This window comes from Erwinia sorbitola, from assembly GCF_009738185.1.
Classification (GTDB): Bacteria; Pseudomonadota; Gammaproteobacteria; order Enterobacterales; family Enterobacteriaceae; genus Erwinia; species Erwinia sorbitola.
Genome location: NZ_CP046509.1, coordinates 3825879 through 3843926, shown reverse-complemented (window position 1 = coordinate 3843926; position 18048 = coordinate 3825879). Strand labels below are relative to the sequence as shown.

15 protein-coding genes are annotated in these 18048 nt (G+C 54.4%); 11 read left to right on the top strand and 4 right to left on the bottom strand.

The features are described from left to right. The first annotated feature begins 2 nt into the window (after positions 1-2). The 3 genes from GN242_RS17505 (at position 3) to ampE (ending at position 2555) form a co-directional block, all read left to right on the top strand. Positions 3-914 carry a LysR substrate-binding domain-containing protein gene (locus GN242_RS17505; protein WP_154752652.1) on the top strand — a complete coding sequence of 304 codons (912 nt, stop codon included), beginning with the start codon at positions 3-5 and terminating at the stop codon, positions 912-914. Positions 915-1134: 220 nt separating this feature from the next. Then, the gene (gene ampD / locus GN242_RS17500; protein WP_154752651.1) at positions 1135-1704 is read left to right on the top strand and encodes a 1,6-anhydro-N-acetylmuramyl-L-alanine amidase AmpD; all 570 of its coding nucleotides are present in this window, start codon (positions 1135-1137) and stop codon (positions 1702-1704) included. Next, entirely contained in the window at positions 1701-2555 is an 855-nt protein-coding gene (ampE, locus tag GN242_RS17495; protein ID WP_154752650.1) for a beta-lactamase regulator AmpE, read from the top strand. The genes ampD and ampE overlap by 4 nt, the downstream gene beginning before the upstream one ends. Here the strand turns inward: ampE and GN242_RS17490 are convergent. The 3 genes from GN242_RS17490 to aroP form a co-directional block, all read right to left on the bottom strand. Continuing rightward, a complete protein-coding gene (locus GN242_RS17490; RefSeq protein WP_156287921.1) occupies positions 2526-3500 on the bottom strand; it encodes a glycoside hydrolase family 43 protein in 975 nt (324 codons plus the stop codon). The two genes, ampE and GN242_RS17490, sit on opposite strands and share 30 nt — an antisense overlap. Next, a complete protein-coding gene (locus GN242_RS17485) occupies positions 3497-4912 on the bottom strand; it encodes a glycoside-pentoside-hexuronide (GPH):cation symporter (RefSeq protein WP_154752648.1) in 1416 nt (471 codons plus the stop codon). The genes GN242_RS17490 and GN242_RS17485 overlap by 4 nt, the downstream gene beginning before the upstream one ends. 170 nt (positions 4913-5082) lie before the next feature. Further along, positions 5083-6438 carry an aromatic amino acid transporter AroP gene (gene aroP, locus GN242_RS17480; RefSeq protein ID WP_156287920.1) on the bottom strand — a complete coding sequence of 452 codons (1356 nt, stop codon included), beginning with the start codon at positions 6436-6438 and terminating at the stop codon, positions 5083-5085. Positions 6439-7032: 594 nt separating this feature from the next. On the opposite strand from aroP, the gene pdhR reads away from it, so the two are divergent. The 8 genes from pdhR to GN242_RS17440 all read left to right on the top strand — a co-directional run bounded on the left by pdhR (position 7033) and on the right by GN242_RS17440 (position 16537). Continuing rightward, a complete protein-coding gene (pdhR, locus tag GN242_RS17475; protein ID WP_154752896.1) occupies positions 7033-7797 on the top strand; it encodes a pyruvate dehydrogenase complex transcriptional repressor PdhR in 765 nt (254 codons plus the stop codon). 137 nt (positions 7798-7934) lie between these two features. Further along, a complete protein-coding gene (aceE, locus tag GN242_RS17470; RefSeq protein WP_154752646.1) occupies positions 7935-10598 on the top strand; it encodes a pyruvate dehydrogenase (acetyl-transferring), homodimeric type in 2664 nt (887 codons plus the stop codon). A 14-nt stretch (positions 10599-10612) separates the two neighbouring features. Further along, complete coding sequence (gene aceF, locus GN242_RS17465) at positions 10613-12214, top strand: pyruvate dehydrogenase complex dihydrolipoyllysine-residue acetyltransferase (RefSeq protein WP_156287919.1); 1602 nt, start codon at positions 10613-10615, stop codon at positions 12212-12214. A 194-nt stretch (positions 12215-12408) separates the two neighbouring features. Next, positions 12409-13836, top strand: a complete 1428-nt coding sequence (lpdA, locus tag GN242_RS17460) for a dihydrolipoyl dehydrogenase (protein ID WP_154752895.1) — start codon at positions 12409-12411, stop codon at positions 13834-13836. Positions 13837-13967: 131 nt separating this feature from the next. Then, the gene (locus GN242_RS17455) at positions 13968-14672 is read left to right on the top strand and encodes an SDR family NAD(P)-dependent oxidoreductase (RefSeq protein WP_156287918.1); all 705 of its coding nucleotides are present in this window, start codon (positions 13968-13970) and stop codon (positions 14670-14672) included. A 13-nt stretch (positions 14673-14685) separates the two neighbouring features. Next, positions 14686-15360, top strand: a complete 675-nt coding sequence (locus tag GN242_RS17450; RefSeq protein ID WP_156287917.1) for an energy-coupling factor ABC transporter ATP-binding protein — start codon at positions 14686-14688, stop codon at positions 15358-15360. Then, a complete protein-coding gene (locus tag GN242_RS17445) occupies positions 15357-16001 on the top strand; it encodes an energy-coupling factor transporter transmembrane component T family protein (RefSeq protein WP_154752643.1) in 645 nt (214 codons plus the stop codon). The genes GN242_RS17450 and GN242_RS17445 overlap by 4 nt, the downstream gene beginning before the upstream one ends. Continuing rightward, positions 16001-16537, top strand: coding sequence for a biotin transporter BioY (locus GN242_RS17440; protein ID WP_154752642.1), 537 nt, complete (start codon positions 16001-16003; stop codon positions 16535-16537). The genes GN242_RS17445 and GN242_RS17440 overlap by 1 nt, the downstream gene beginning before the upstream one ends. Before the next feature lie 506 nt (positions 16538-17043). On the opposite strand, the gene GN242_RS17435 is transcribed toward GN242_RS17440, so the two are convergent. Continuing rightward, positions 17044-18030: a zinc-dependent alcohol dehydrogenase family protein gene (locus GN242_RS17435; RefSeq protein ID WP_154752641.1), complete on the bottom strand. Its 987-nt coding sequence runs from the start codon at positions 18028-18030 to the stop codon at positions 17044-17046. Positions 18031-18048: the final 18 nt, after the last annotated feature.

The window sequence follows — 18048 nt, the reverse complement described above, 5'->3', positions numbered from 1 at the left end:
TAATGCAGCCTTTTAAACGTATGACTTTTGATCTGGATGCGCTACGCACCTTTGTTATCGGCACTGAGCTGGGGAGTTTCACGCAGGCAGCCGATCGCCTGAACCGTTCAACCTCTGCCGTCAGCGCGCAGTTAAAAAAACTTGAGCAGCAAACGGGATTACAGCTGTTACAAAAAAGCGGGCGACGTCTGATACTCACTGATAGTGGTGAACTGCTGATGGCTTACGGGCGGCGCTTGCTGGCGCTGAATGATGAGGCGTTTAGCGCGCTGTCCGGTCGGGATATTGCCGGTAGAGTCCGTATCGGTCTGCAAGAAGATTTTGGTGAAGCATTGCTACCTGAACTGCTGGGACAATTTTCCCGGGCACATCCTCTCGTGCAGATTTCTGCGCGCATCGGGCGTAACAGCGAACTACTTCATGGCGTGCGCCAGGGGGAGCTGGATCTGGCGCTATGCTGGCAGGGGGAGGAGACATCACGCTTTATGCAGCCACTACCGGCTGCCGCGCTCTCCTGGATAGGCCTGGATGCAACACTGCTGGCGCGATGGTTCGGGCAGGGTGAGGCATTACCGCTGTTGCTGTTTGATGCACCCTGCCTGATGCGTACTCGCGCTATTGATGCGCTGGATCATGCCGCTATTCCGTGGCGGGTGGCATTTACCAGCCGCAGCCTGAGCGGAATCTGGGCCGCCGCTGCCGCCGGGTTGGGCCTGACGCTGCGCAGTGATATTGGACTTCCCGCCGGGCTTCAGAAACTACAACATCCTTTATTGCCGCAGGTACCTGATCTGGCTATGGCACTGCATCTGGGACAGGAGATATTACCCCCTGCCGCAGAGCGCCTGCGAGAAATACTACTGACACAGCTGGCTCCGGTACTGCCGCAGGCCAGTGTGATGATAGCCGATTGATTTCTCTGTATACGACTTGCACCCTGAAGCCCTCCGGGATATCTGCCAGGCCAGTCTCTGCCACAACTATGCTGATGAAGTCTATCCACGGTTGTGGGTGGAAATCGGCTGGGAAATAGTGAAAATAGCGTTGATCGTTTCCGGGAGACCGACAGAGAAGTTTGATTGAGCAGAAAAAAATCATGTTAATCTGCGAAAGTCTGAACACAGGAGAAGCAGTATGCAGTTGCAAGAGGGGTGGATCGCGGGGGCACGACATGTTCCGTCGCCGCACGTTAATCAGCGACCTGACGATGAGTCACCTTCGCTATTGGTGATTCACAATATCAGTCTGCCACCCGGTGAGTTTGGCGGCCCCTGGATAGACGCACTGTTTACTGGTCAGCTTAACCCCAGCGTTCATCCCTATTTTGCCGATATCTGTCATTTACAGGTATCGGCACACTGCCTGATTCGACGTGACGGTGAAGTCGTGCAGTATGTTCCTTTTCATCTGCGCGCATGGCACGCGGGGGTTTCTCGTTATCAGGGACGGGAGGCCTGCAATGATTTCTCTATTGGCATTGAGCTTGAGGGTACTGATACGCTGCCCTATACCGATGCACAATATCAGTCGTTGCGGACGGTGACGGAACTGTTAATAAAGCACTATCCCTCTATCGCGCAACATATTACCGGGCACAGTGATATTGCGCCTGAACGTAAAACTGACCCCGGACCATCTTTTGACTGGGCGCGTTTTCGCGCAGACCTTGGTGAACGGATCACTTTGAAAGGGAGTAAGGCATGACGTTATTTAGCCTGTTGCTGGTTCTCGGATGGGAACGATTATTTAAAATGGGGGAGCACTGGCAGCTTGACCATCATCTGATACCGCTGTTCCGCACTCGTCAGCGGTTTTCTTTGCTGCGTACGCTATTAATGACCGCGCTGGTGATGGCTGTTGTTGCCCTGTGCCTGCTGGCGCTGAATGGACTATTTTTTGGTGTGCCGAGGCTGCTGTTCTGGATCCTGATCGGCCTGCTGTGTATAGGTGCCGGATCCGTGCGTCTGCATTATCACGCTTATCTGAAAGCCGCCAGCCACAATGATACCGATGCTCATAATGCGATGATTGAAGAGCTGACGCTGATTCACGGTGTGTCTGGCGAGTGTAACGAGCGCGAATTCTTATCGGAGCTGCAAAATGCGCTGATGTGGATTAACTATCGTTTCTATCTGGCACCGCTGTTCTGGTTTGTAGTTGGTGGCCCCTGGGGGCCGGTGCTGATGGTGGGCTATGCCTTCCTGCGTGCCTGGCAGAGCTGGCTGGCGCGGCAGAAAAATCCGCTGGCTCGCGCGCAGTCCGGTGTGGATGCCATTCTTCATTGGGTCGACTGGATCCCGGTGCGGCTGGTGGGCGTGGCTTATGCGCTGTTGGGGCACGGGGAGCGGGCACTGCCTGCGTGGTTTGCTTCACTGGGTGACCGCCATACGCCACAGTATCAGGTGCTGACCCGCCTTGCCCAGTTCTCACTGGCGCGAGATCCCCACCTGGATAAGGTCGAGACCCCGCGCGTAGCGGTGGCACTGGCGAAAAAGGTTTCGCTGGTGATTGTGGTGGTGGTGGCGTTACTGACTATTTACGGCACGCTGGTGTAACACCGTGTCTGCCGGTGGTGTGCCAAACTGCGGCATGCCATCGGCATCCCAGCTGAATGTTTTCACCCGGGTATGGCGGTTAGGGTCATACAGCGGATCCCCTTCGATTTCAGTGTAGTTGCGTGCGTGATACACCAGTACGTCTTCACCGTTCTCGCCTACGGTAAAACTATTGTGCCCCGGACCATACTGCCGATTCTCCCAGCTGGTGGTAAATACCGGAGCGGCAGATTTGTGCCAGTTTCCCGCCTGTAACGGGTCTGCATCAACATCAATCCACAGCAGTCCCATACAGTAGTTCTCATCGGTGGCGCTGGCCGAATAGCTGACAAACAGCCGCTGACCGTGATGGATAGCCGCCGGGCCTTCATTGACGCTGAACCCGGCACACTCCCACTCATATTGCGGGCGACTGAGCATCACCGGCTGGCCTTTAATTTGCCATGGTGTCGCCAGCTCTGCCAGGTAGAGGTTGGAATTGCCCGGAATCGCCGGATCTTTCTGCGCCCACAGATACCAGTTTTTCCCCTGATGGACGAAGTGGGTAGCATCCAGCGCGAAGCTGTCGATGGGCGTTTGAATCTGCCCGCGTTCGATCCATTCGCCGCTGAGTGGGTCGGCATCATCGCAGGTAAGGACAAACATGCGGTGCTGAAACAGCCCCTGTTTAATCTCTTTTGACGGTGCCGCCGCAAAATAGATCACCCACTGTCCATCAATAATATGCAGTTCCGGTGCCCAAATCAGCGCGCTCATTGGCCCGCGTTCGGGTTTACGCCAGACTACCACCGCTTCAGCCTCTGCCAGCCCTGCCAGGGTGGTGGCACGGCGGATCTCCAGCCGGTCATACTCCGGCACCGAAGCGATAAAGTAGTAGCTCCCCTGATGGCGCAGAATAAAGGGATCGGCGCGCTGTTCAATTAACGGGTTAGGCCAGTGGCTCATCGTGCGGCTCCTTGTGGTTTAATTTTCAGCTCTTTGCTGTTCTTATAATCGTTCAGTTCCTGGTAATTATTGCGGCGATGCTCCAGATCCTGCTGAATTTGCAGCATCATTTTGCGATCTACTTTCAGCAGGCGTACCACGCCAGCGGTGATCAGGTAACCGACCGCCGGGATAACGGTAAACAGCAGAACGATACCGTTCAGCGCTGCCGGGCTTTGCTGTTTCGCTCCGGCGTCGTAGCCATACCAGGAGAGGAGAAAGCCAACCATTGCACCCGCTACGGCCAGTCCGACTTTCAGGAAGAACAGGTTGCCGGAAAAGCTGATACCGGTAATGCGTTTGCCGGTTTTCCACTCGCCGTAATCATCAACGTCGGCCATCAGTGACCAGTGCAGCGGTGAAGGGATCTGGTGCAGAATATTCAGCAGGAAGTACATCACCAGTACCAATACCGTTGCGTGCGGGTCAAGGAAGTAAAAGCCTCCGGAAAATATTGCCAGTACGATGTTTGTCCAAAAGAACACTTTCAACTTACACCAGCGGTCGGTGAGTATTTTCGCCAGCGTACTGCCTATCATCATGCCCACCACACCCAGGCTGATAAACAGCGTGGCGAAGTGAGTTGACTGCTGCATTACCCAGGTGACGTAATACATGGTGGCTGCCATACGGATAAAGCCCGGGCAGACGTTGCAGAAGGTCAGCAGGAGGATGCGTACCCACTGATCGTTTTTCCAGACGTCGCGCAGGTCAGCTTTCAGATCGTCATTGCTGGGTACCGCCGGACGGATACGCTCACGTACCGTGGCAAAGCAAAACAGGAACATCAGCAGGGCCACCAGCGCCATCACACCCATGGACATCTGGTAACCGCGCGCTTTGTTGTCACCGCCGAACCATTCCGCCAGCGGTAATAATGTCAGTGACAGGATCAGGGTGGCAACACCAACCATCACAAAGCGGTACGACTGGCAGGAGACACGCTCGCCCGGGTCGCTGGTAATCACCCCGCCCAGAGAGCAGTAGGGGATATTAATAGCGGTATAGGTCAGTGACATCAGAAAGTAGGTTACAAACGCCCAAATTACTTTGCTGTTATATGTCCAGTCCGGCGTGGTGAACATCAGTACGCTGAACAGAACATAAGGCAGGGAGATCCACAGCAGCCATGGGCGGAAGCGCCCCCAGCGGCTTTTAGTTCGGTCGGCAATTGCCCCCATAATCGGATCAGTCACCGCATCGATTACCCTGACCGATAACAGCAGAATCCCCACCAGCGCTGGTGCAAGACCGAAGACGTCAGTGTAGAAATAGTTAAGAAAAAGCATGATGGCGCCGCCGATCATATTGCATCCGGCATCGCCCATTCCGTAACCAATTTTCTCTCTGACTGAGAGCTTTGTGCCCTTCATGGATAATTCTCCCGCTTATCATTTGTAATCGAGAGTATTCACGCTTATTGAAAGCTGTGCGCAGGTGCAATACGTCGCAGAGATGGACAAAACGCCTGGGGAGAGGAAAGTGTGAAGCAGATAACAATTCGGCCAGCGCGTGCTGGCCGAATCAGAAGCAGGTTTGATGATTACGAACGCTGCGTGCGGTTTTTAATCCAGTAGCCTACGGCGAGGATTAATACCCATACCGGGATCAGCCAGACGGAGATTGCCATCCCCGGAGTCATCGCCATCAGTACCAGAATACCGGCCATAAACAGCAGGCAGATCCAGTTACCCAATGGGTAGAACAGCGCAGGGAAGCGGGTTTTAACACCCTGCTGATCTTTCTTACGGCGGAATTTCATATGCGCCAGGCTGATCATCGCCCAGTTGATCACCAGGGCTGATACCACCAGCGCCATCAGCAGGCCAAAGGCCTCGCCCGGCATCAGGTAGTTGAGCAGTACGCACAGGGCAGTGGCGATTGCTGAGAACATGATGGAGATGACCGGCACACCACGACGGTCAACTTTCAGCAGGGCTTTAGGGGCGTTCCCCTGTTGAGCCAGGCCAAACAGCATACGGCTGTTACAGTAAACGCAGCTGTTGTACACCGACAGCGCGGCCGTAAGGATAACGACGTTAAGGGCGTTGGCAACCAGCGCATCACCCAGCTCGTGGAAAATCAATACGAACGGGCTGGTATCTGCGGTTACACGCGTCCACGGCATCAGCGACAGCAGCACCGCCAGTGAGCCAACATAGAAAATCAGAATGCGATAGATAACCTGGTTGGTCGCCTTCGGAATGCTGGTTTCCGGGTTATCTGCTTCAGCTGCGGTAATCCCCACCAGCTCAAGACCGCCGAAGGAGAACATGATGATCGCCATCATCATCATTAATCCGCTAAAGCCATTAGGCAGGAAACCGCCCTGTTCCCACAGGTTACGCACGCTCGCCTGCGGACCGCCGGTGCCGCTGAACAGCAGCCAGCCGCCGAACAGGATCATTGCCACTACGGCAACGACTTTAATGATGGCAAACCAGAACTCCATCTCACCAAACACTTTCACGTTGGTCAGGTTGATGGCGTTGATCAGCACGAAGAACACAGCAGCAGACATCCAGGTTGGGATCTCGGGATACCAGAACTGGATATATTTACCGACGGCGGTCAGCTCTGCCATCGCCACCAGCACATACAGCACCCAGTAGTTCCAGCCTGAAGCAAAACCGGCAAAATTGCCCCAGTATTTATAAGCAAAGTGGCTAAAGCTGCCGGCAACCGGCTCTTCTACTACCATTTCGCCTAACTGGCGCATAATCAGAAAGGCAATAAACCCGGCAATTGCATAGCCAAGTATTACGCCAGGGCCTGCGGATTGAATAACCGATGCACTGCCCAGAAAAAGACCAGTACCGACGGCCCCGCCCAATGCGATCAGCTGAATATGACGGTTTTTTAAACCGCGTTTCAGCGTGTCGCCCTGCTGCTGTTCCATATAAACCTCGTTCTTATATACCCTTCTACGTTGAGCCGCAGGGGCGTTGGCGATATCTGCTCACGTCAGTCACATAGTTAACTATGTTTAGCGATTCAGAGACGTTTCGCTTACCTGCAATCCGAACTATTTTGGGTAGAATTTTTGATATTGTATTAAAAACTTTACGCTGTTGTGTAAGCGAAAATCCGGGCAGAACCTACCGCGATTGAAAGAATAGTGTTAAGCGGCTTTCAATGCACTCGCTTTCGCCTTTTGTGCGAAAGAACGCCTAAAAAATCAACGATCGCTCTCAGTTTTGTCTCCTCATTTTCTGTCACAAAACAGCAAGAATGACGAATAACATTCTCTTATGGTGAAATCGTAATTTATCCAGTAACTCGCTGCCGTCTTTCGAAAAAGTTACCGGATTTAACATTTGAAAACTGAAGGAAATCGCCCCTTGTTTACCCGCTTAACCCTTGATCGACAGCGAGATGAGGGTCTGATTTCAGCAGGCTACCATATGGACATCAGGTGAATACTTTGTTACTTTACGGTCACCTTTTTGCAATTGGTATGACCAATTTACTCCGCAAACAGAAGAAGGGGATGATGGCCTACAGCAAGATCCGCCAACCAAAGCTCTCTGATGCTATCGAGCAGCAGCTTGAATCCCTGATTATGGAAGGGACGCTGCGTCCCGGAGAGAAACTGCTGCCTGAGCGTGAGCTGGCCGTGCAGTTTGATGTTTCCCGTCCTTCGCTGCGCGAGGCTATTCAACGCCTTGAAGCTAAGGGGCTGTTATTACGCCGTCAGGGCGGGGGCACCTTTGTCCAGACCAACTTATGGAAAAGCCTGAGCGATCCGCTCGTAGAATTACTTGCCGGCCATCCTGAATCCCAGTTCGACCTGCTTGAAACACGTCATGCGCTGGAAGGGATTGCCGCCTATTACGCCGCACTGCGCGGCACTGACGAAGATCTTGCGCGTATCCGCGACTGCTTTCTACATATTCAGAGCGCCCAGCAAAGTGGCGATCTTGACGCAGAAGCGGGGGCGGTAATGCAGTATCAGATCGCTGTCACAGAAGCAGCCCATAATGTGGTGTTACTGCATTTGCTTCGCAGCATGGGTCCTATGCTGGAACAGAACGTCAGACAGAATTTCGAAATGCTCTACTCGCGCCGAGAGATGCTGGCGAAAGTAAGTAGTCATCGCGCCAGTATTTTTGAGGCGATTGTGGCACGTGAGCCGGAACAGGCCCGCGAAGCTTCACACCGCCACCTGGCGTTTATCGAGGAAATATTGCTGGACAGAAGTCGGGAGCAGAGTCGTAGAGAGCGCTCCTTGCGACGTATACAGCAACGTAAGGATTAACGCGTATTTTAAAAGACGCGGCATCGAACTTTGGGCCTGTCTTTATGTGTGTTAACCAACCCCGATCGAGGGGAGCATACATAGAGACAGGCTCCAGTACATTCAACGTAATTAGACACAGATAAGGAATACCCCCCATGTCAGAACGTTTAAACAATGACGTGGATCCGATCGAAACTCGCGACTGGTTAGAAGCGATCGAATCGGTCATCCGTGAAGAAGGTGTTGAGCGCGCACAGTATCTGATTGACCAGGTATTGAGCGGCGCACGTAAAGGTGGCGTGAAAGTGGCTGCCGGCGCGGGAGCCAGTGACTATATCAACTCTATTGCTGTTGAAGATGAGCCGGAGTACCCGGGCAACACGTCTTTAGAGCGCCGTATTCGTTCAGCTATCCGCTGGAACGCGATCATGACCGTTCTGCGTGCTTCTAAGAAAGATATGGATCTGGGCGGCCACATGTCCTCCTTCCAGTCTTCTGCCACCGTGTATGAAGTGTGCTTTAACCACTTCTTCCGTGCGCGCACTGAAAAAGACGGCGGCGATCTGGTTTACTTCCAGGGCCACATTTCTCCGGGCGTTTATGCACGTGCATTCCTGGAAGGTCGCCTGACCGAAGATCAGATGAACAACTTCCGTCAGGAAGTTCACGGTAAAGGCCTGTCCTCTTACCCGCACCCTAAACTGATGCCTGACTTCTGGCAGTTCCCGACCGTATCGATGGGTCTGGGGCCGTTGGGTGCCATCTACCAGGCTAAGTTCCTGAAATATCTGGAACACCGTGGCCTGAAAGACACCTCTCAGCAGACCGTTTATGCCTTCCTGGGCGACGGTGAGATGGATGAGCCGGAATCCAAAGGGGCGATCACTATCGCTACCCGTGAGAAACTGGATAACCTGGTCTTCATCATTAACTGTAACCTGCAACGCCTGGATGGCCCGGTCACCGGTAACGGCAAGATCATCAACGAGCTGGACGGCATCTTTGGTGGCGCTGGCTGGGAAGTGATCAAAGTTATCTGGGGCGGTCGCTGGGATGAGCTGCTGCGTAAAGATACCAGCGGCAAACTGATTCAGCTGATGAACGAAACCGTTGACGGCGACTATCAGACCTTCAAATCCCGTAACGGTGCCTATGTTCGTGAGCACTTCTTCGGTAAATATCCTGAAACTGCCGAGCTGGTGAAAGATCTGACCGATGATGAAATCTGGTCTCTGAACCGTGGTGGACACGATCCGAAGAAAGTCTTCGCTGCACTGAAAAAAGCGCAGGATACCAAAGGCAAACCTGTAGTGATTCTGGCACATACCATCAAAGGTTATGGTATGGGCGAGACTGCCGAAGGCAAAAACATCGCGCACCAGGTGAAGAAAATGAACATGGATGGCGTACGCTATATCCGTGATCGTTTCAACGTGCCGGTCAGCGATGAAGCTATTGAAAAACTGCCGTATGTGACCTTCGAAAAAGGGTCTGACGAGTATAACTACCTGCACGGCCAGCGTGAAAAACTGGGCGGCTACCTGCCGACTCGTGTAGCGAAGTTCAGCGAGAAGCTGGAGATGCCAGTGCTGGAAGATTTCCGCCAGCTGCTGGATGAGCAGAACAAAGAGATCTCAACTACTATCGCCTTCGTGCGTGCTCTGAACGTGATGCTGAAAAACCCGTCGATCAAAGATCGCCTGGTGCCAATCATCGCTGACGAAGCGCGTACCTTCGGTATGGAAGGTCTGTTCCGCCAGATCGGTATCTACAGCCCGAATGGCCAGCAGTACACCCCACAGGATCGTGAGCAGGTTGCTTACTATAAAGAAGACGAGAAAGGTCAGATCCTGCAAGAAGGTATCAACGAACTGGGTGCAGGCGCATCGTGGCTGGCGGCGGCAACGTCTTACAGCACCAACAACCTGCCAATGATCCCGTTCTACATCTACTACTCCATGTTCGGTTTCCAGCGTATCGGCGACCTGTGCTGGGCAGCAGGTGACCAGCAGGCACGCGGCTTCCTGGTAGGCGGTACTTCAGGTCGTACTACGCTGAACGGCGAAGGTTTGCAGCACGAAGATGGTCACAGCCACATTCAGTCTCTGACTATCCCGAACTGTATCTCTTACGATCCAGCGTACGCTTACGAAGTTGCCGTTATCATGCATGACGGTCTGGTTCGTATGTACGGCGAAGCGCAGGAAAACGTTTACTACTACATCACCACGCTGAACGAAAACTACCATATGCCAGCAATGCCGGCCGGTGCAGAAGAGGGTATCCGTAAAGGTATCTATAAACTGGACACCATCGAAGGTAGCAAAGGTAAAGTTCAGCTGCTGGGTTCAGGCTCTATCCTGCGTCACGTGCGTGAAGCGGCAAATATCCTGGCGAAAGACTACGGTGTGGGTTCCGACGTTTACAGCGTGACTTCCTTCACTGAACTGGCCCGTGACGGTCAGGACTGTGAGCGCTGGAACATGCTGCACCCAACGGCAGAAGCGCGCGTTCCGTACATCGCGCAGGTGATGAACGATGCGCCAGCCGTTGCATCGACTGACTACATGAAACTGTTCGCCGAACAGGTTCGCAGCTATATCCCTGCCAGCGATTATCGCGTGCTGGGTACTGATGGCTTCGGTCGTTCAGACAGCCGTGAAAATCTGCGTCACCACTTCGAAGTGGACGCATCTTACGTGGTGGTTGCAGCCCTGGGTGAACTGGCTAAACGTGGCGAAATCGACAAACAAGTGGTTGCTGATGCCATCGCTAAGTTCGATATCGATGCTGATAAAGTTAACCCGCGTCTGGCATAAGAGGTAATAGAGTAATGGCTATCGAAATTAAGGTCCCGGACATCGGCGCAGATGAAGTTGAAGTCACCGAGATTCTGGTCAAAGTGGGCGACACTGTAGAAGTTGAGCAGTCACTGCTGGTAGTTGAAGGTGATAAAGCCTCAATGGAAGTGCCGTCCCCACAGGCTGGCGTAGTGAAAGAGATCAAGGTAACCGTTGGCGACAAAGTCGAAACCGGCAAACTGATCATGATCTTCGAAGCAGCAGGCGGTGCAGCAGCACCGGCTCCGGCAGAAGAGAAGAAAGAAGAAGCAGCTCCGGCAGCCGCTCCTGCTGCGGCCCCGGCGGCCAGCGCAGCGAAAGAAGTTAACGTACCTGATATCGGCGGTGACGAAGTTGAAGTTACCGAGATCATGGTTAAAGTGGGCGACAAAGTCGAAGCTGAACAGTCGATCCTCACCGTTGAAGGCGATAAAGCCTCAATGGAAGTGCCTGCGCCATTTGCCGGTACGGTTAAAGAGATCAAAGTCAGCAACGGCGATAAAGTCAGCACCGGCTCCCTGGTGATGGTGTTTGAAGTGGAGGGCGCTGCTCCGGCTGCCGCTCCTGCTGCCAAAGCTGAAGCTGCTGCACCTGCTCCGGCTAAACAGGAAGAGAAAGCGGCTCCTGCTGCTGCCCCTGCGAAGGCGGATGCGAAGTCTGAATTTGCAGAAAACGATGCTTACGTACATGCCACTCCGGTTATCCGTCGTCTGGCACGTGAATTTGGTGTAAACCTGGCGAAAGTCAAAGGCACCGGACGTAAAGGCCGTATTCTGAAAGAAGACGTGCAGAGCTATGTGAAAGACGCGGTTAAACGCGCTGAAGCACCTGCTGCCGCTGGCGGTGGTCTGCCTGGCATGCTGCCGTGGCCGAAAGTGGACTTCAGCAAATTTGGCGAAATTGAAGAAGTTGAACTGGGCCGCATCCAGAAAATCTCTGGTGCAAACCTGAGCCGTAACTGGGTGATGATCCCCCATGTGACTCACTTCGACAAAACCGATATCACCGAGTTGGAAGCGTTCCGTAAACAGCAGAACGCCGAAGCTGAAAAGCGTAAACTGGATGTGAAGTTCACCCCTGTGGTGTTCATCATGAAAGCGGTCGCTGCTGCCCTTGAGCAGATGCCACGCTTTAACAGCTCGCTGTCTGAAGACGCGCAGAAACTGACGTTGAAGAAATACATCAACATCGGTGTGGCGGTTGATACGCCAAACGGTCTGGTGGTTCCGGTGTTCAAGGATGTGAACAAGAAAGGCATCACCGAGCTGTCTCGCGAGCTGATGGCTATCTCCAAAAAAGCACGTGACGGCAAGCTGACTGCGGGCGAAATGCAGGGCGGCTGCTTCACCATCTCCAGCCTGGGTGGTATCGGGACGACTCACTTCGCGCCTATCGTTAACGCGCCGGAAGTGGCTATCCTTGGTGTCTCCAAGTCTGCGATTGAGCCGGTCTGGAATGGCAAAGAGTTTACTCCGCGTCTGATGATGCCGATGTCGCTCTCCTTCGACCACCGCGTAATTGACGGTGCTGATGGTGCGCGTTTCATCACCATCATTAACAATGCACTGGCCGACATTCGCCGTCTGGTGATGTAACCCTCCAGAAGGCCGGCGTAAGCCGGCCTTCTTGTAAGATGTTGTTGTGATTCGTGGTACCGCTGTTTGCAGTTTGTTAACAATTCTGTAAACTCTTGCGGTGAACGCGTCCCGGTGGAATGAGGGCGTTGAATAATATACCTAATATACGGGTATAAGCGCTGACCCACCGGACAATCAAATAAGAGGTCATGATGAGTACAGAAATTAAAACTCAGGTCGTGGTACTTGGGGCAGGCCCTGCAGGTTACTCCGCAGCCTTCCGTGCAGCAGATTTAGGTCTGGAGACCGTAATCGTTGAGCGTTACAGCACCCTCGGTGGTGTGTGTCTGAATGTTGGCTGTATCCCTTCTAAAGCCCTGCTGCACGTGGCGAAGGTGATTGAAGAAGCTAAAGCGCTGGAAGCACACGGTATCGTGTTCGGCAAGCCGCAGACTGACGTGAATAAGATCCGCAGCTGGAAAGAGAAAGTCATCACTCAGCTGACCGGTGGTCTGGCTGGTATGGCGAAAGGCCGCAAAGTTAACGTGGTTAACGGCCTGGGTAAATTCACCGGTGCCAACACTCTGGAAGTGACCGCTGAAGATGGTTCTAAAACCGTAATCACTTTCGACAATGCCATCATCGCAGCTGGCTCCCGTCCGATTGAACTGCCATTTATTCCACATGAAGACCCACGCGTCTGGGATTCTACCGATGCGCTGGAACTGAAAGAAGTTCCTGAGCGTCTGCTGGTAATGGGCGGCGGTATCATCGGTCTGGAAATGGGCACCGTCTATCACGCGCTGGGTTCTCAGATCGACGTGGTAGAGATGTTTGACCAGGTGATCCCGGCTGCTGATAAAGACGTGGTGAAAGTTTTCACTAAGCGTATCTCTAAGCAGTTCAACCTGATGCTGGAAACCAAAGTGACCGCAGTAGAAGCCAAAGAAGATGGCATCTATGTGACGATGGAAGGCAAAAAAGCCCCATCTGAACCGCAGCGTTACGATGCCGTTCTGGTAGCGATTGGCCGTGTGCCAAACGGCAAAGGTCTGGATGCAGGTAAAGCGGGCGTGGAAGTGGACGACCGTGGATTTATCCGCGTCGACAAGCAGATGCGTACCAACGTGCCACATATCTTCGCTATCGGCGATATCGTGGGCCAGCCAATGCTGGCACACAAAGGCGTGCATGAAGGCCACGTAGCGGCGGAAGTCATTTCTGGTCTGAAGCACTACTTCGATCCGAAAGTGATCCCATCTATCGCCTATACTGAGCCAGAAGTTGCCTGGGTTGGTCTGACCGAGAAAGAAGCGAAAGAGAAAGGCATCAGCTACGAAACGTCCACTTTCCCGTGGGCTGCATCAGGCCGTGCTATTGCTTCCGACTGTGCAGACGGCATGACCAAACTGATCTTCGACAAAACCACTCACCGCGTAATCGGTGGTGCGATTGTCGGTACCAACGGCGGCGAGCTGCTGGGTGAAATCGGTCTGGCTATCGAGATGGGTTGTGATGCTGAAGATTTGGCACTGACCATCCACGCACACCCAACCCTGCACGAATCGGTTGGTCTGGCGGCGGAAATCTTCGAAGGTAGTATTACCGACCTGCCAAACCCGAAAGCGAAAAAGAAATAATTCGCCATAAGGTTTAAATAACGGCTCCTGCGGGGGCCGTTTTGCTGTCTGTCTCTCCGTAAAAAACCGCGCAGAATGCCACAAAATCGCGTATCTTTGCAGGCAATTTCTGACCGGTTAAAAGGCTTGTTGTGTCGAATAAAGTTGCCCTGATTACCGGTGCCTCACGCGGTATCGGTCTCCATCTTGCCCGCCATTTCTATGCTGCGGGCTATCATCTGATTTTAATCGCCCGGGGCGCAGAGGCGCTGAATGCGTTTGCGAGCACACTCGATCCATCGCGCGTGCAGACGCTGGCGATCGACGTCTGTGATTATCCGGCAGTTGCGCAGCAGGTGCAGCAGACGCTGGCTGCCCATTCCCGGCTTGATGTGCTGATCAATGCGGCTGGAATTTTTCGTGCCGGATCAACTCAGACGCCGTTGGATGATTTCAACGATATGCTGGCGACCAATGTTACCGCTATCCACCATCTCTGCCAGCTTTGTACACCCTGGCTGCTCAAATCGCAGGATGGCCGCATCTTTAATCTCGCCTCAGTCAGCGGTGTGCAGCCTTTCGGCAGCGTGGCCAGCTATGCTGCCAGTAAACATGCGCTGGTGGGTTACAGCCGATCGATTGCCCGTGAACTGGGTACGCAGGGCATAAAAGTCACCACGCTGTGCCCTGATGTGGTGGATACCGATATGGCCCAGGGTTCCGGCCTGGCATCCGATGAGATGCTGAGTACCAATGATATCTGCCGCGCGGTTGAGTTCGTTATGTCGTTGTCCCCTGCTGCGGTTGTGGAACAGCTCACCATCGGGCGGCAGTACCGGCCGCGTAAACCCGTCTGAGCCAGGAGACAGTATGCTGGAACTGAAAGGGGTATCGCATGCTTACGGTGAGCGTCAGGTACTCAATAATATCAATCTGCAACTTACGGAAAAGCGTATTGGGATTGTCGGCAGTAACGGCTGTGGCAAAAGTTCCTTTGCGCGCCTGCTGAACGGCCTGTTATTACCCCAGCAGGGGGAGGTGCTGGTCGACGGGCTGAATACCCGTAAGCAGGGTAAAGCGGTGCGGCGTAAAGTCGGCTTCGTGTTTCAGAACCCGGATAATCAGATTGTCTTCCCGGTGGTTGAGGAAGATCTCGCCTTTGGTATGAAAAATCTTGGTCTGTCGAAGCAGGTGATCCGCGAGCGCACCGAGGCCGCGCTGGCACGTTACGATATGCAGGATCTGCGTCAGCATCCTGCGCATCTGTTAAGCGGTGGGCAAAAGCAGCTGCTGGCGATCTCCGGCGTGCTGGTAATGGAGCCGGAATATATCGTTTTTGATGAGCCGACTACGCTGCTCGATCTGCGTAATAAACGCCGTATCGCCCAGGCAATTGCCGATCTCGATCAGACGGCTATTGTGGTGTCTCACGATCTGGAGTTTTTACAGGATTTTGACCGCGTGCTGGTGTTTGATCACGGGCAGGTGGTGGTGGATGATCTGCCCTCAGTGGCGCTGAAGGAGTACGTCAGGATGATGTCATGATGTTAAGTGACTATATACCGGGGAGTTCGCTTATTCACCGTACGCCCCCGGGATTAAAGATCCTTTCGCTGGCGCTGATGGGTACGCTGCTCTTTGTTTTCCCGCGTCTGGATGCCTCGCTGGCGGTGCTGCTGCTGGTGATGCTGCTCTATCCGCTGGCGCGCATCTCCCCACGTATTATGCTGTTACAGCTGAAACCGCTGCTGTGGGTGCTGGCACTGCTGTTTGTTGTTCAGTGGTGGATGGTGAGCTGGCAGTCCGGCGTGCTGGTGATTGCCCGGCTGGCGGCGCTGATGCTGATGGCGGCGCTGGTAACATTGACAACCCGTACCACAGCGATGATCGACTCGCTGGAGAGGGGGTTGTTCTGGCTGCGTTTTTTACGTATTAATCCGGCTAAGGTGAGCCTGGCGCTGTCGCTGGCGATGCGTTTTATCCCTGTTCTGGCGGCAATCGTGGCTGAAGTGCGTGAAGCGCAAAAAGCCCGGGGGCTGGATCGCAGCCTGATCGCTATCGCCATCCCGGTGATCGTCCGTACCCTGAAAATGGCGGATGATATTGCTGCGGCGCTCGAAGCCCGCGCCTATGATCCCCAACTGCGCCGTGAGCGCACCGATGCTGAGAAAGTGAGAGAGTCTTAATGTCCACCAGAGATATTGTTTATATTGCGTTGTTCGCTGCGATCACCGCCGCGCTGGGTCTGTTCCCGGCATTCAGCCTGCCGGTGATTGCGGTACCGATCACCGCCCAGACGCTAGGCCCGATGCTGGCCGGTGCTATTGCCGGAGCGAAACGCGGCGCGCTGGCGCTGGTGCTGTTTGTGGTGCTGGTCGCGATTGGTCTGCCGCTGCTGGCCGGTGGTCGCGGTGGTCTGGGCATTTTCCTTGGCCCCAGCGGCGGCTTTATTCTGGCGTGGCCGCTGGCGGCGCTACTGATTGGCTACCTGTATCAACGTAACCTGCGTTCGCTGACGCTGGCAAAAGAGGTGATGTTTCTGGCGCTGGGCGGCGTAGTGCTGATCTACTCTGCGGGGATTCCGTGGATTGCGATGGTCGCCGGGTTATCTCTGAAACAGGCCGCGCTGGGATCTCTTGGCTTCCTGCCTGGAGATATCGTTAAAGTGGTGCTGGCGGTGCTGATTGTACGCGCAGTGCGCCGGGCGTACCCGACGCTGTAAACGGGTCGGGCATGCCCGCCCCCTACGTGGATTTGCGTAGGGGCGAGGCACGCCAGGGGTGATTATATCCGACGCTGTAAAACGGGTCGGCATGCCCGGCCCCTGCGTAGGTTTGCGTAGGGGCGAGGCACGCCTCGCCCGCCGGCGGTGTTTATATCCGACGCTGTAAACGGGCCGGCATGCCCGGCCCCTGCGTGGATTTTCGTAGGGGCGAGGCACGCCTCGCCCTCCAGCGGTGATTATATCCGATGTTGTAAACGGGCCGGCATGCCCGCCCCCAGCGTGGATTTTCGTAGGGGCGAGGCACGCCAGGGGTGATTATATCCGACGCTGTAAACGGGCCGGCATGCCCGGCCCCTGCGTGGATTTGCGTAGGGGCGAGGCACGCCTCGCCCTCCAGCGGTGATTATATCCGACGTAGTAAACGGGCCGGCATGCCCGCCCCCCTGCGTGGATTTTCGTAGGGGCGAGGCACGCCTCGCCCGGGTTTTTACCGGAATAATGGGTTACAGCCGCAGTAAAATTTTGCCTTTCAGCTCCCCTGACTGCACGTCTCTGACCGCCTGATCGATCTCATCCAGCGCATATTCTGCGACAATCTCGGTGGCAATCACCCCGTCGCGGATCAGCGCCATCACCTCATTAATTTTGCGTTGAACCAGCGTCTTCTCATGGCCGTGCACCCACAGGCGCAGATGAAAGTTAGAGAAGCGAATATCCGGGCGGCTGCGCCAGAAGGTAGCCGGGATCGGCTGGCCAGACAGCAGGCCATAATGAATAAACTGCCCGCCCGGCATCAGCGCGTGAGCCAGCGTCAGGGACTCTTCACCGCCGATGCAGTCGAGAATAGCTGCCACGCCGCCGCTGTGTGCCAGCGCATTCAGCGCCTGGGGATAATCGGCAGCGCTGCTGTTCAGCACCTGCTCAGTAACATAATCGCTAAATAAACCGAGATTCTCTGCCTTACGCACGATGGCAACTGGCTTCAACCCCAAATGGTTGGCAATGCGGATCAGCATCTTACCAATGGCTGAGTTTGCCGCATTGATAATAATGCGCATACCGGGGGTGAAATGCAGCTCTTCCGTCAGCATTAACAGCGCTGTCATCGGGTTCACATAGCTGGTCGCTGCCTGCCGATCGGTCACAAAATCGGGCAGGGTAAAGCACCATTGCGCATCGCTGTCTTTATACTGCTGCCAGGCCCCCATGCTTCCCACCGGCAGTACGCGCTGCCCGACAGGCAGACTGGCATCATCACTCTCACTGATTCTGCCCACGCCTTCGAACCCCGGCACAAAGGGCAGGGCAATACGGGAACGGTAGGCACCAGAAATAGTAATAATATCAGAGGGATTAATGGTGGCGAACGTCATTTTGACCCGCACCTGGCCTGCGGACAACTCTGCCTGTGCGCTCTGTTCAAGCCGCATAACCTCGGCGATATTGCCGAACTCCCGGACGACTGCTCTGGTGAATAAAGTCTCTTTCATGGTATATTTTCTTCAGTG